Source organism: Haloarcula sp. CBA1122 (assembly GCF_009741785.1).
Taxonomy (GTDB): Archaea; Halobacteriota; Halobacteria; order Halobacteriales; family Haloarculaceae; genus Haloarcula; species Haloarcula hispanica.
On record NZ_WPCB01000009.1, the window covers coordinates 44,208 to 55,843 of the forward strand.

Genomic DNA, 11,636 nt, shown 5'->3' on the forward strand with positions numbered 1-11,636 from the left:
AAGCGCAGAGTGCTGACTCGAGCGAGGGTTGGTATCAGCGGATAATATTTCTGTTCAGGTAACCAGCCATTCTATCTTAGAACATATTTTTTGGGTTCCCGAAAACATATTTTCACAAAACAATCTTTAAGTGGCTTCCCCCTGTACAATAAGATGACTATGGCAACACAAGAGCACGTCCGACGCGAGTTCGGGGAAGTCGAAGAGAACGAACTCCGCCTCGACAAGGAGAAGTCCGAGCAGGTAATCAACGCGCTGAATCAGGACTTGGCGGACACGTACACGCTGTACCATCAGGTCAAGAAGCACCACTGGAACGTCGAGGGTGCAGAGTTCCGCGACCTCCACCTGTTCCTCGGCGACGCCGCCGGCAACGCCGAAGAGGCAGCCGACGAACTCGCGGAGCGGGCTCAGGCCCTCGGTGGCACGCCCGTCGCTGGCGGCAAGGCACAGGAAGAGCACGCGTCGGTAGAACCGGAAGGGCAGGACGTGTACGACATCCGGACGTCGCTCGAAAACGACCTCGAGATGTACGGCGACATCATCGAGTCGCTCCGTGATCACATCGACCTCGCGGAGAACCTCGGTGACCACGCGACGGCGCAGATCCTCCGGGAAATCATCGTGCAGACCGAGGAAGACGCACACCACATCGAGCACTACCTCGAAGACGACACGCTCGTCTTGGACTAACGTCGGCCCACCGCCTTCTGCCGAATTTTCTGTTACTGGTAGCGTCGCTACCCAGTTCAGATCGTGGAGAGACCCGCCTGTGAAGAAGGTAACTCAGGAGTCAGAGGAAAGAGAAACGCGGCGCGGACGAACGGACTACCGTCGAAGGTCGACGGTGACGTCGGTCGAAATCCAACCGTCTCGGTTCCCGTCTTCGGTAAACACGGTTCTGTCAGCACCGCTGTCCAGTGCTGCAACGTCCGGGCGGTCCTCGGAGGTCTCGACATCGTCCGTCTGTGATGGCATTACCTGAGTTAGGCACCCCTAAAGCTAAAAGGATTTTGGTTGGCCTAATCATCTGTGGCTGCCAGCCCCCACACCGGGGGCAGAGACGACACGAAACCGGCCGGCCACACGGCGCGGCCTTTAGTACCCGAGGCGACAAGAGAGAGGTATGAGCTCGGACGACGACCTTTCCGCCCTGATTACGGACCTCGTTACGACGCTGCAGGAGCTAGAGACGGAGGTCGAGCCTACGACCGACAGCGGCCTGCCGCGGCCGCCGACACCGAGCGAACTCCTCCGGTTCACCAGCGACGTGACCATTCCTGCGGTCATTCTGGTGTTGAAGACCAACATCGAGGCGCTGAAGATACTCCGTCGAGCCCTCCGAATGGCCGAAGGGCGGCCGACATCGACCGGGTCCGCCTCGGATGAGGTGCGACAGCGTGCGAGTGATCTGAGTCGGGCCACGCTCTCTCGCCTCGACGGTGCGTTGACCGACCTCCAGCAGGCTGTCGAAGGGACACCGGAAGATGAAGAGGCCCGCGAGCTTATTCAGGAAGCCCAACAATTGCGTGGCCAGATCCAGGATAGATTAGCCAATGAACCAGGGGTGAGCGAGGAGGTCGACTCCGACCAGGTTACTGACGTCCCAGTGGACGTAGACGCCGAACTACGGTCGATAAAGGACGATATCGAAGGTCCAGACAGGGACGACACCGGTCCCGAAGACGGAGAGGGGAGCGACGAGGAGTAAAGAACTTCAGCGTAGTGTGAGATTTTCACTCCTGGAAACATAATGATTTATTATGTCACAGAGCTAGGTACGAATACCGATGTCCAGCTCTACTGCTCCGGGCAGTCGTCGGGCGACCCTGTTCGTCCGGTCTGACCTCCCAGCGCTGTCACAGAAACGCTGTACCGCTATCGAACGTGAGCTACAGGAGCTGGTGTGCCGTGGCGTACTCGACGACGTCGACACAGTCGAGTGGGAGAAGCGCGTGCCGCTGCAGGGCTCCGGTAACGGACCTGAGCGGGACCTGTACAACGAGTTTGCGGAGTGGGCCCGCGAGGCTGGTGTCTGCCTCGCGCCGTTTTTCGACACCCGGCTCTGTTACAGTTCGACGACGGGCGAGAAGCGCCGCGAACTCGTCATGCCGGCCGTCTGCCTCGCAGTCTACGAGAGCGGTGACCTCGTACAGGTTGCCCCCTTCGCCGACAGAGGCCGAACTGAGTCCGTCGAAGAGTGTATCGCCGAGCTGGCTGAGACGGGGGCCCTTCCCGACACCTATTCGACAACGGTTTCGACCGTATAGCGCACTCACGTTCTGTTCGCGGCTTCTACGTCGTCTTCGGCGGCGCCGACGGGTACAGCATGCTCAGCGACGCAACTGTCCTCGTCTCGTCGAACGAGGACGCACTCCTCTCCGACCTCGTCAGCAACACTATCGAGGAACAGGGGACGATTTCGCCGACGACAGACGGTCGGATTATCCGACAGGGTGAGGAGAGCTGATCAGACCGGGTCCCAGCGGTAGCCGTCCCAGTCCTGACTCTCGGGCACTTTGATGCCCGCGTCGGGGTCGCGGAGTTCCTCGACGTAGACGGGTTCGACCGTGTCACCTGTTTCGACCTCGTCCGTGGTCACCTGCCCGAGCGCGCGGACGAACTCGTCGCTCGCATCGGAGACGTCCGTTATGTCGAACTCAACGATAGCCAGCGTGTTTGGCTCGCGGACGCCCGGCGGCGTCGCCGTCGAGTGGGTCCAAGTGACCACTTCGCCGGTCCGGTCCGCGAGGTCGAACGTCGCGTCCTGTGGTTCGCCACACTCCGGACACAGCGGATGGGTGGGGTACGAGACGTGACCGTTTGCGCACATGCCTGCTTCCAGCGTCATTCTGCGGCCTCCATGATGGTGGTGATGACACAGTTGCCAAAGCCGCCGACGTTACACGCCAGTGCGGTGTCGGCGTCGACCTGTCGCGGCCCGGCCTCGCCGACGAGCTGTTCGTAGATTTCGACGCCCTGCGCGACACCGCTTGCCCCCAGCGGATGGCCCTTGGACTTGAGCCCCCCGGAGGTGTTGATCGGCAGGTCGCCGTCCTTGGCAGTGGCACCGTCCATCGCCAGCTCCCAGGCCGTCCCTTGCTCGGCGACGCCGATACCCTCTAGCTGGAGGAACTCAAGAATGGTGAACATGTCGTGTAGCTCCGCCACATCCAGATCCTCGGGAGTGAGCCCCGACATCTCGTAGGCTTGTTTGCTCGACTCGACGACCCCGCCCATGACCGTCGGGTCGTCGCGCTCGTGGACGACGTGGGTGTCGGTCGCCCCACCGATGCCGGAGACGAGGGCGTACTCGTCGGTTATCTCTTTGGCGCGCTCCTCTGTGGTGAACATGAGCGCGGCGCTGCCGTCCGTGATCGGACAGAAGTCATACAGACGCAGCGGGTCCGCGATGATGGGTGACTCGAGCGCTTTCTCCATCGTGATCTCCGTCTGGAACTGCGCCTTGGGGTTGTCCACGCCGTTTCGATGGTTCTTGACCGCGACCCGGGCGAGCGACTCCCGAGGAGCGTCGAACCGCTCCAGATAGTGCCGGGCGGTCATCCCGGCAAAGGACGGGAGCGTCACGCCGTGCTTGTACTCGTCGGGGTGGGTAATCGAGGCGATGATGTCGGTCGCCTGGCCCGTCGTCTTGTGAGTCATTTTCTCCCCGCCGACTAACAGCGTCATATCGCTGGCCCCGCTGGCGACGGACTGCCAGGCCTCGTAGATGCCTGCTCCGCCCGAGGAAGAGGTCTGGTCGACCCGTTCGCTGTAGGCCGGAAGCACTCCCAGGTCGTGGGCCAGCAGATTCATGATTCCCGTCTGCCCTTCGAACTCGCCACTGGCCATGTTCGAGACGTACAGGTGCTCTACGTCGTCGGGTGCAACGCCGGCGTCCGTGAGGCATTCCTCGCCCGCCTGCGAGAGCAACTCGCGGATCCAGGCGTCGCGTTGCCCGAATTTCGTCATTGACGCGCCGATTACTGCGACTCCCATACCTGTGCCGTCACAGGGGTCTCGTGTATGTATTACGGTCCGACCTATAGAGCGAGTGGAATGTTCACGCAGTCGTCGTGACGACCGACAGCCCTTCGGCGGGTTGGTCACCGGCCAGTGAGACGAGCAGGCGCCAGCCGTCCGGGGTTCGCTCGGCTTCGGCCATCTGTGGCGTGATACTCGTCCGGCGCAGCAGTTCGACGGCAATCGGCAACACTGGGCAGCGGAGGTCCGACAGCGTCGGGCGATAGTTCTGTAATGTAATATATCTGGAACAGCGGCCGGGACCGACCGCGGCGGGTTCGATTGCTGTCTCGTCGACCAGCCCCGCTGTTTCGAGGTCGGCGACGGCGTCCCGGACCGGCTCAGGCCCGCTTGGCTTCCTCGGTAACTGGCCGGCGGCTTCGCGGAGGGTGTCCGCCTGTACTTCCGGGTCGAGATTGTCGGCGATCGCCGTGGCCATACTTTCGAGCATCGCCAGACAGAGGCGCTCGCGGTTCTCCGTCTCCTCGGCCGCTTCGAGGTAGCTGTCGATGACTGCCTGCTCGACGGAGCGATGACGGCCTGACAACACCTCGAACAGCGACCCGGCGACCGTGTGACAGTACTCCGGGAGCGATGACGGGCCAGTCCTGACGGCGTCGGTCCCCCACGGCGCTTCACAGACGATGAGGCCGTGGACGGTGACACGGGGGTCGTAGCGGCGGAGGGCACTCCGGTAGGCGGTCGCGACGCTGGCCGCTTCGGCAGCCGTCTCGCGGTCCGGGAACTGCATTCCCGACACCGGGAACGGCGGCGTTCCTGTCCGGGCGCTGACGACGCGATACGGCCCGACAGCCACGCTGAGTTCCGAGAGCCTGTCACGGATGTCCGCGAGTGTTCGTCCGACCATGGTGCCCTACAGCTCTCCGGCGACGATATCGGCGACACGCTGACGGTCGAACAGGTTCCGGTCCACGTCGTACACCTGCGACGCGGCCCGTTCCGTGAGGACCAGGCTCGTTATCGGCCCCTGGTACAGCGGGCCACCGCGATACACGTTCCCGTTCTGTACCGCCGTCAGTTCGCTTCCGCTCTGGTCCGATTTGAGGAAGCTGACGACCGTGTCCTCGAACTCCGAGCGCGTTTTGTTCTCCTGTCCGCGCAGGAGCAGGTACTCCGGATCGATGTCGAGCAGGGTCTCGAAGTCGACCTTGCTGCGGTCTGCGTGGAAGTCCCTGACATCGGTCTTCGCGAAGGCATCGCGTACCCCGAGGTCTCGCCACTGTTTGAAGCTGGTCCCGTCCTCGATGAGGTACGGTGAGAAGCTGGTGGGCTCGTCGCTGCCGGCCCACATGATGGCTACCTCCGGCCGGTCGGACTCCGAGTCCGGCACGAGGTCTTCCAGGCTCGTCTGGAATTCTTCGTGGAGAGTCCGGAACGCCTCGAACCGGTCGGTCCGCTGGAACGCCTGGGACAGTTTCTCGAAAGCTTCGTACAGCGTGTAGTAGGTGTAGTCGTGCCACTCGTAGCCGGTCGAGAAGATGCTGTTCCCGAAGAAGGGACCGACCTGGGTTTCGATTTCGTCGATATCCGACTGTTCCCAGGACCCGCGGCTCTGCAGGAAGTTCGGGTCCATGACGTGGATGTCGGCGTCTATCTCGTAGAACTGCTCTTTCCCGACACCGCTGTCCCCCCACAGCTTCTGGATCGAACTCCCGTCGACGCTGACGCCCGGGATCTCGTCGTAGTACTGAGTGTGGTATCGGGAGGGGAGCCAGACGCCCTCTGGTGCGTCGAGGCCGAGCGCGATCCCCATGTCGGCCCAGCTCCCGTTGTTCGCGACCCAGCCCTCCGGAACTGCCTCGAACGTGACCTCGCCCACCGGTTCCATCGCGACGGAGTAGCCCGACTCCGTCGGTTCCGTGGTCGCTGTCGCGGTCGTCGTACCGGAATCCGTCGCGTCATCAGTCGCGCCGTCACCACCGCTCCCGGCCTCGGACTGACCCGAGCAGCCGGCGACGGCACCTGCCAGGCCGACACCGGTCGCAACGATGTACTCTCGTCGGTTCATATCTTTTTAGGCTTGCCTAAATGGTTTAAATCTTCCCATATTTAGGTAGCCCAAAAACGCCATGAATCGACAAACAGCACCATAGCCCCCGACAGTGAGAATCCACACAAAGTATATCCGTGTGTGCTAACCACACACGAAATATGCAGGAGGCCTGGCTCCAACTACAATGTCCGGCGTGTTCAGTTGCCTGGGAAGAGCAAGTGTCCGACCTCCCGGCCCCGGAGACACAGTTCGTCTGTGACGACTGCGGGGCCGAACGGGCGCTGTCGGAGTTCATGCGGACCACCCGCGACCTCGAAGTGCTGCAGGAGTTTACGGACTCTTAGTATCGCGCTCGCGCCGCCGCCTTCCACTCCTCGCCCCGCTTGACGTCGTTCGGGGGGCGGCGCTTGCCCACGCTCGCCAGCCGTCCGGCCAGCGTCCACTCGTCCACGTACTCGACGGTCGAGCGCTGCGATGACGCTTTAGCAGCGCGCCGGCGGTCGGTCAGGTGAGCGCTGATCGCAGCGGCGATAGCCGCTGCTTCTGCCTGTGACGCGTCCGCCGGTATCGACAGCGACAGGTCCTCGGGGCCCTCGATATCGGTAAGCGGCGGCGTCTCCGCGTCCGACTGTGGTGTGTTGCGAGTCGCCATATTACAGCGGGATATTGCCGTGGTCTTTCGGCGGCGTGTCCTCGCGCTTGCGCTGCAGGAGGTCGAGGTCCTGAATGAGGCGCTTGCGCGTCTCTTTCGGTTCGATGACGTCGTCGAGGTAGCCCCGTTTCGCCGGCCCGTACGGATTGGCGAACTCGTCGCGGAACTCGTCCATCAGTTCCTGGCGCTTGGCGTCCGGGTCGTCGGCGTCTGCGATTTCGTTCCGGTAGAGGATGTTGACCGCGCCCCGCGGACCGAGCACTGCCATCTCCGAACCGGGCCAGGCGTAGTTCACGTCGCTGCCCAGGAACTTCGAGGACATGACGATGTACGCGCCGCCGTAGGCTTCCGTACGACGACCGACAGCAGCGGGACCGTCGCCTCGGCGTAGGCGTAGATCAGCTTCGCACCCCGCCGGATGATGCCGTTGTGCTCCTGGTCGGTGCCGGGCATGAACCCGGGCACGTCGACGAGCGTGAGGATGGGGATATTAAACGAGTCACAGAAGCGGACGAAACGGGCCGCTTTCTCCGCCGCGTCGATGTCGAGTGTCCCCGCGCTCACGCGTGGCTGATTGGCGACGACGCCGACCGACTGGCCGTCCATCCGCGAGAAGCCCACGACGACGTTGCGCGCCCAGTTGCCGTGAACCTCGAAGAAGGAGTCCTCGTCGACGATGGCGTCGATGACCTTCGTCATGTCGTAGGGCTTGCGCGGGGCCGACGGGACGATATCGGTCACGCCGGGAATTTCCCGGTCGGGGTCGTCCCACGGCTTGACCCGCGGCGGGTCCTCCATGTTGTTCGCCGGCAGGTACGACAGGAGGCGGCGGATGTTTTCGAGGGCCTCCTCCTCTGACGGGTACGAGAAGTGAGCGACGCCGGACTTGGTAGAGTGAGAGCCCGCACCGCCGAGTTCCTCCTTCGACACCTGTTCGCCGGTCACCGTCTCGATGACGTCCGGCCCGGTGATGAACATGTGGCTGGTGTCCTGCACCATGAAGGTAAAGTCAGTCAGTGCCGGACTGTAGGTGGCTCCACCGGCACACGGACCCATAATCGCGGAAATCTGGGGAATGAGGCCGCTGGCCTTGGTGTTGCGCTCGAATATCTTGGCGAAACCCACCAGCGAGTCGACGCCTTCCTGAATGCGCGCGCCGCCGGAGTCGTTGAGGCCGATGACCGGGACGCCGTTCTCGATGGCCCGGTCCATCACCTTGCAGATCTTGTCGGCGACGACCTCGCCGACCGAGCCGCCGAGCACGGTGAAGTCGTGGGCGAACAGGAACACCTTCCGACCGTCGACCTCGCCGTAGCCGGTGACGACCGCGTCGCCGGCGAAGCGCTTCTCCTCCATGCCGAAGTTCGTCGACCGGTGCTCGACGAACGGATCGACCTCGTTGAACGTGCCGTCGTCGACGAGGAAGTCGATGCGCTCGCGGGCGGTCATCTTGCCCTTCTCGTGCTGGGATTCGATACGGGCCTCGCCACCACCGAGTTCGGCTTCGGCTCGTTTCTGTCGCAACTCCTCGACCGCGTCGTCGGGCGCGGTCTCGTCTTCTGGTTCTTCCTGCTGACTCATGCTACCACTCCATCCCGCCGTTGACGCCAAGTACCTGTCCAGTCATATAACTCGATTCTTCGCTCGCGACGAACCTGACGATGCCGGCGATGTCTTCGACGCGTGCGAACCGGTCGAGCGGAATCTCCCGCAAAATCTTCTCTTGAACGCGTTCGGGCACCTCCTCTAACATATCGGTCTTGACAAAGCCCGGCGCGACGCAGTTCGCGGTCGAGCCCGTGTGTGCTAGTTCGAGCGCTAGGGTCCGCGTAAAGCCGAACAGTCCGGACTTCGTCGTCGCGTAGTTGGCCTGTCCGATGTTTCCCTGCTGGCCGACGACGCTAGAGATATTTATCAGTCGGCCGTGCTCGGCGTCGCGGATGTCGTCGTAGAACGCCTTCGTCCCGTTGAACACGCCGCCCAGGTTGACGTCGATAACCGTCTCCCAGTCTTCACGGGTCATGTTCTCGAATTTCTTGTCGATGGTGATACCAGCGTTGTTGACGAGCACGTCCGTGGGACCGAACTCGTCGGCCACCCTCTCACGCATCGCCCGGACTTCATCGAGTTTCGCCACGTCGGCCTGCGCCGCGATAGCATTGCCACCGCTTTCGCGGATATCCTCGACGACGGCACGGGCTTCCGCTTCCGAGGACCGGTAATTTACGACGACGTTGGCCCCGTGAGCACCGAGGTCTTTGGCGATTCCGCGGCCGATACCGCGCGAGGACCCGGTGACGACACAGGTCTGATTATCCAGGTTCATTTGTGGTTGATCGGAGCCCTGTTGCTTCGTACGCTCATCACCTAATCTGGCAAAGCACAGCCAGATAATAGTTCTCCTAATACAACATTAAACGTCAGATTTAGAATATAATGATGTTCCGGTTTCGGGACACATGATGTCTGGAAAACAGATCTACGAGGGCAGCAAAGTGAGAACGCCAAATCTTTTAGGATGGCCTAAAGAGGTGGGGTCAGTACATGACAGCCGACATCTGCGTGATGGTGCCGACGATTCGAAACCACGAATGTATGCGAACGTACTTCCAGAACGCCCGGGACCACGGGTTCGATCTGGATCGACTGTTCGTCGTGCTCATCACCGAGGACTTCTGTGACACCGACGCGATGGAACAGATGCTCGACGAAGAAGGCGTCGACGGGGCCGTCTACGACGGGACTGCTCGCGAAACCTGGTTTGAGAACCACGGCGCGAGCGAGTATTCGCACCTTATCCCCGAAGCGAGCCACGCGCAGACGTCGTTTGGCCTCCTCTACATGTGGGCCAACGACTACGAGTACGGTGTGTTTATCGACGATGACACGCTGCCACACGAGGACGCAGACTTCTTCGGGACCCACATGTCGAACCTGTCCTTCGAGGGCGAGATAGAGACGGTCAGCTCCGACGAGCAGTGGGTCAACGTGCTCTACCAGAACGAGGACGAGCACGGTCTCTACCCGCGCGGCTACCCCTACGCCGCGATGGACGAGGAAATTTCGACGGAAGCGACGCAGGTCGACGATGTGGTCGCCTCTCAAGGCCTCTGGACGAACGTACCGGACCTCGACGCCGTTCGTATCCTGATGGACGGCGACCTCCAGGGACAGGCCCAGACCCGGACGAGCGAGGCGGACTTCGGCGAGGACTTCGTCGCCGCCAAGGGCCAGTACCTCACCGTCTGCTCGATGAACCTCGCGTTCCGCCGGGAAGTGATTCCGGCGTTCTACCAGCTCCCGATGGACGACAACGAGTGGGACGTGGGCCGCTTCGACGACATCTGGTCGGGCGTGTTCCTCAAGCGGGCCTGTGACGTGCTCGGCAAGCAGATCTACAACGGCGACCCCCTCTGTGAGCACAACAAAGCGCCCCGCTCGACGTTCTCGGACCTGACCAACGAGGTCCACGGGCTCGAACTCAACGAGCACGTCTGGGAGATCGTTGACGAGGCCGGCGCGGACGCCGACTCCTACGCCGAAGTGTTCGACGCAATCGGGACAGCGATGGCCGACGGCGATTTCAGCGACTGGGAAAACGGTGCCTTCCTTAACTACTGCGGGGAGTTCATGCTCGACTGGCTGGAATGTCTCGACGAACTGGACGCCGCCGCGACGGAACAGGTCCCCGCGACCGCCGACGACTAGAAAGGCCTAAGTTGTTTAGGCAACCCTAAATCAAACAATGAGTGATTCTAACGATCTGACTGGACGTAACGCGACGCAGTCTCGACGGCGCTTCCTCGCTCTCGGCGGCGCGACTGCCGCAACAGCGCTTGCCGGCTGTTCCGGCATTCTCGGTGGTGGCGATGGCGGTGAGGGTGGAAGCAACGGTGGAACTGATACCGGCGTCGGGCAGATTTCCCTTTCGGACTTCCGTGGGTCCGGCCCACTGGTGGAACAGCGGGACGCTCCCGGCGGCACCTCCATCGAGGAGTTGCCGGACCTCAGCGGCGAACTGACGCTGTATCTCGGCGGTGGCGAGGGTGGACTGTATCTCGACCTCATCAACCTGCTCGAACAGCTGTATCCGGACTTCACGGCGAACCACCGGCTCGAAGCCTCCAGCGACCTCGCGAACACGATTATCGAGGAAAACGAGGCCGGCGCGAGTCCCGCCGACGTGTTCATGTCCATCGACGCCGGTTCGCTCGGTGCCGTGGCCAACGCCGGTGCGACCGCGAGTCTCCCCGAAGAGGCCCTTTCGACGGTCCCCGAAGCCTACCAGGACAGCGAGGGCCGCTGGGTTGGCATCGCCGGTCGCGCCCGGGCGATCCCGTACAACACGAACCAGATCTCCGAATCCGACATCCCATCGACAGTTCAGGAGTTCCCCGAGACAGCTGCGCTGGAAAACAGCATGGGCTGGGCACCGAGCTACGGCGCGTTCCAGTCCTTTGTCACCGCGATGCGGCTCATCCGCGGCGACGACGAGACGATGTCGTGGCTTCAGGCGATGCAGGACCACGGGATCACTACCTACGACGACGAGTTCCGCGTTTCCAACGCCTGCGCCGACGGTGAACTCACCGCCGCTTCGCCAACCACTACTACACGCTTCGGGTCCAGTCCGCCCGCGACGACTCGCCCATCGGCCTCGCGTTCACCGAGGGCGACGCCGGCGCGCTCGTCAACGTCTCGGGGCTGGAAATCATCAACGGAACCGACAACGCGGACCTGGCGTCGAACTTCGTCCGGCACGTCCTCTCGGCGGAGGCACAGGAGTTCTTCGCCACCCGGACGTTCGCGTATCCGATGATTCCGGGTGTCGCACCGGTCGGCGACCTCCCACGCATCGACGAACTGAACCCGCCAGAGATCAACCTGACCGAACTGGCCGACGTGGCCGGAACCGTTGACTTATTGCGGGACGCTGGCGTCCTCTAA

The 11,636-nt window shown here is 62.4% G+C and carries 13 protein-coding genes and 2 pseudogenes; 7 read left to right on the forward strand and 8 right to left on the reverse strand.

What is annotated here, in order from left to right; all coding sequences use genetic code 11:
- Window positions 1-159: 159 nt before the first annotated feature.
- Window positions 160-693 carry a DNA starvation/stationary phase protection protein DpsA gene (gene dpsA, locus GJ630_RS05520; RefSeq protein ID WP_008309164.1) on the forward strand — a complete coding sequence of 178 codons (534 nt, stop codon included), beginning with the start codon at window positions 160-162 and terminating at the stop codon, window positions 691-693.
- Window positions 694-828: 135 nt separating this feature from the next.
- On the opposite strand, the gene GJ630_RS19455 is transcribed toward dpsA, so the two are convergent.
- Window positions 829-978, reverse strand: a complete 150-nt coding sequence (locus GJ630_RS19455; protein ID WP_004961340.1) for a hypothetical protein — start codon at window positions 976-978, stop codon at window positions 829-831.
- Between the two features lie 148 nt (window positions 979-1,126).
- On the opposite strand from GJ630_RS19455, the gene GJ630_RS05525 reads away from it, so the two are divergent.
- The 3 genes from GJ630_RS05525 to GJ630_RS05535 all read left to right on the forward strand — a co-directional run bounded on the left by GJ630_RS05525 (window position 1,127) and on the right by GJ630_RS05535 (window position 2,470).
- Complete coding sequence (locus GJ630_RS05525; protein WP_014040359.1) at window positions 1,127-1,711, forward strand: hypothetical protein; 585 nt, start codon at window positions 1,127-1,129, stop codon at window positions 1,709-1,711.
- Window positions 1,712-1,790: 79 nt separating this feature from the next.
- Complete coding sequence (locus GJ630_RS05530; RefSeq protein WP_064288060.1) at window positions 1,791-2,270, forward strand: HTH domain-containing protein; 480 nt, start codon at window positions 1,791-1,793, stop codon at window positions 2,268-2,270.
- Between the two features lie 59 nt (window positions 2,271-2,329).
- Window positions 2,330-2,470 (forward strand): hypothetical protein, encoded by a 141-nt coding sequence (locus GJ630_RS05535; protein ID WP_014040361.1) that lies wholly within the window; start codon window positions 2,330-2,332, stop codon window positions 2,468-2,470.
- Here the strand turns inward: GJ630_RS05535 and GJ630_RS05540 are convergent, their stop codons facing one another.
- From GJ630_RS05540 to GJ630_RS05555, 4 genes are all read right to left on the reverse strand, one after another.
- Entirely contained in the window at window positions 2,471-2,851 is a 381-nt protein-coding gene (locus GJ630_RS05540; protein WP_023843261.1) for a Zn-ribbon domain-containing OB-fold protein, read from the reverse strand.
- A complete protein-coding gene (locus tag GJ630_RS05545; RefSeq protein WP_191449522.1) occupies window positions 2,848-3,999 on the reverse strand; it encodes a thiolase family protein in 1,152 nt (383 codons plus the stop codon). The genes GJ630_RS05540 and GJ630_RS05545 overlap by 4 nt, the downstream gene beginning before the upstream one ends.
- Window positions 4,000-4,063: 64 nt before the next feature.
- Window positions 4,064-4,891, reverse strand: coding sequence for a hypothetical protein (locus GJ630_RS05550; RefSeq protein WP_014040364.1), 828 nt, complete (start codon window positions 4,889-4,891; stop codon window positions 4,064-4,066).
- Window positions 4,892-4,897: 6 nt separating this feature from the next.
- A complete protein-coding gene (locus GJ630_RS05555; RefSeq protein ID WP_146417224.1) occupies window positions 4,898-6,052 on the reverse strand; it encodes an ABC transporter substrate-binding protein in 1,155 nt (384 codons plus the stop codon).
- A 143-nt stretch (window positions 6,053-6,195) separates the two neighbouring features.
- Between GJ630_RS05555 and GJ630_RS05560 the strand changes: the two genes are divergently transcribed.
- Complete coding sequence (locus GJ630_RS05560; RefSeq protein ID WP_008309156.1) at window positions 6,196-6,381, forward strand: hypothetical protein; 186 nt, start codon at window positions 6,196-6,198, stop codon at window positions 6,379-6,381.
- Here the strand turns inward: GJ630_RS05560 and GJ630_RS05565 are convergent.
- The 3 genes and pseudogenes from GJ630_RS05565 to GJ630_RS05575 form a co-directional block, all read right to left on the reverse strand.
- Window positions 6,378-6,689 (reverse strand): hypothetical protein, encoded by a 312-nt coding sequence (locus GJ630_RS05565; RefSeq protein WP_050007214.1) that lies wholly within the window; start codon window positions 6,687-6,689, stop codon window positions 6,378-6,380. The genes GJ630_RS05560 and GJ630_RS05565 overlap by 4 nt on opposite strands.
- Window position 6,690: 1 nt before the next feature.
- Window positions 6,691-8,270, reverse strand: a pseudogene (locus GJ630_RS05570) (acyl-CoA carboxylase subunit beta).
- 1 nt (window position 8,271) lies between these two features.
- The gene (locus GJ630_RS05575) at window positions 8,272-9,015 is read right to left on the reverse strand and encodes a beta-ketoacyl-ACP reductase (protein ID WP_014040367.1); all 744 of its coding nucleotides are present in this window, start codon (window positions 9,013-9,015) and stop codon (window positions 8,272-8,274) included.
- A 218-nt stretch (window positions 9,016-9,233) separates the two neighbouring features.
- Here GJ630_RS05575 and GJ630_RS05580 point away from each other — a divergent pair, with 218 nt between their 5' ends.
- The gene (locus GJ630_RS05580) at window positions 9,234-10,397 is read left to right on the forward strand and encodes an alpha-1 4-glucan-protein synthase (protein WP_191449523.1); all 1,164 of its coding nucleotides are present in this window, start codon (window positions 9,234-9,236) and stop codon (window positions 10,395-10,397) included.
- 37 nt (window positions 10,398-10,434) lie between these two features.
- Window positions 10,435-11,636: pseudogene (locus GJ630_RS05585) on the forward strand (extracellular solute-binding protein).

Excerpts from the sequence above, each read along its gene's own strand:
- dpsA (WP_008309164.1), top strand. The coding sequence starts at position 160 with ATGGCAACACAAGAGCACGTCCGACGCGAGTTCGGGGAAGTCGAAGAG.
- GJ630_RS19455 (WP_004961340.1), bottom strand. The coding sequence starts at position 978 with ATGCCATCACAGACGGACGATGTCGAGACCTCCGAGGACCGCCCGGAC.
- GJ630_RS05525 (WP_014040359.1), top strand. The coding sequence starts at position 1,127 with ATGAGCTCGGACGACGACCTTTCCGCCCTGATTACGGACCTCGTTACG.
- GJ630_RS05530 (WP_064288060.1), top strand. The coding sequence starts at position 1,791 with ATGTCCAGCTCTACTGCTCCGGGCAGTCGTCGGGCGACCCTGTTCGTC.
- GJ630_RS05535 (WP_014040361.1), top strand. The coding sequence starts at position 2,330 with ATGCTCAGCGACGCAACTGTCCTCGTCTCGTCGAACGAGGACGCACTC.
- GJ630_RS05540 (WP_023843261.1), bottom strand. The coding sequence starts at position 2,851 with ATGACGCTGGAAGCAGGCATGTGCGCAAACGGTCACGTCTCGTACCCC.
- GJ630_RS05545 (WP_191449522.1), bottom strand. The coding sequence starts at position 3,999 with ATGGGAGTCGCAGTAATCGGCGCGTCAATGACGAAATTCGGGCAACGC.
- GJ630_RS05550 (WP_014040364.1), bottom strand. The coding sequence starts at position 4,891 with ATGGTCGGACGAACACTCGCGGACATCCGTGACAGGCTCTCGGAACTC.
- GJ630_RS05555 (WP_146417224.1), bottom strand. The coding sequence starts at position 6,052 with ATGAACCGACGAGAGTACATCGTTGCGACCGGTGTCGGCCTGGCAGGT.
- GJ630_RS05560 (WP_008309156.1), top strand. The coding sequence starts at position 6,196 with ATGCAGGAGGCCTGGCTCCAACTACAATGTCCGGCGTGTTCAGTTGCC.
- GJ630_RS05565 (WP_050007214.1), bottom strand. The coding sequence starts at position 6,689 with ATGGCGACTCGCAACACACCACAGTCGGACGCGGAGACGCCGCCGCTT.
- GJ630_RS05575 (WP_014040367.1), bottom strand. The coding sequence starts at position 9,015 with ATGAACCTGGATAATCAGACCTGTGTCGTCACCGGGTCCTCGCGCGGT.
- GJ630_RS05580 (WP_191449523.1), top strand. The coding sequence starts at position 9,234 with ATGACAGCCGACATCTGCGTGATGGTGCCGACGATTCGAAACCACGAA.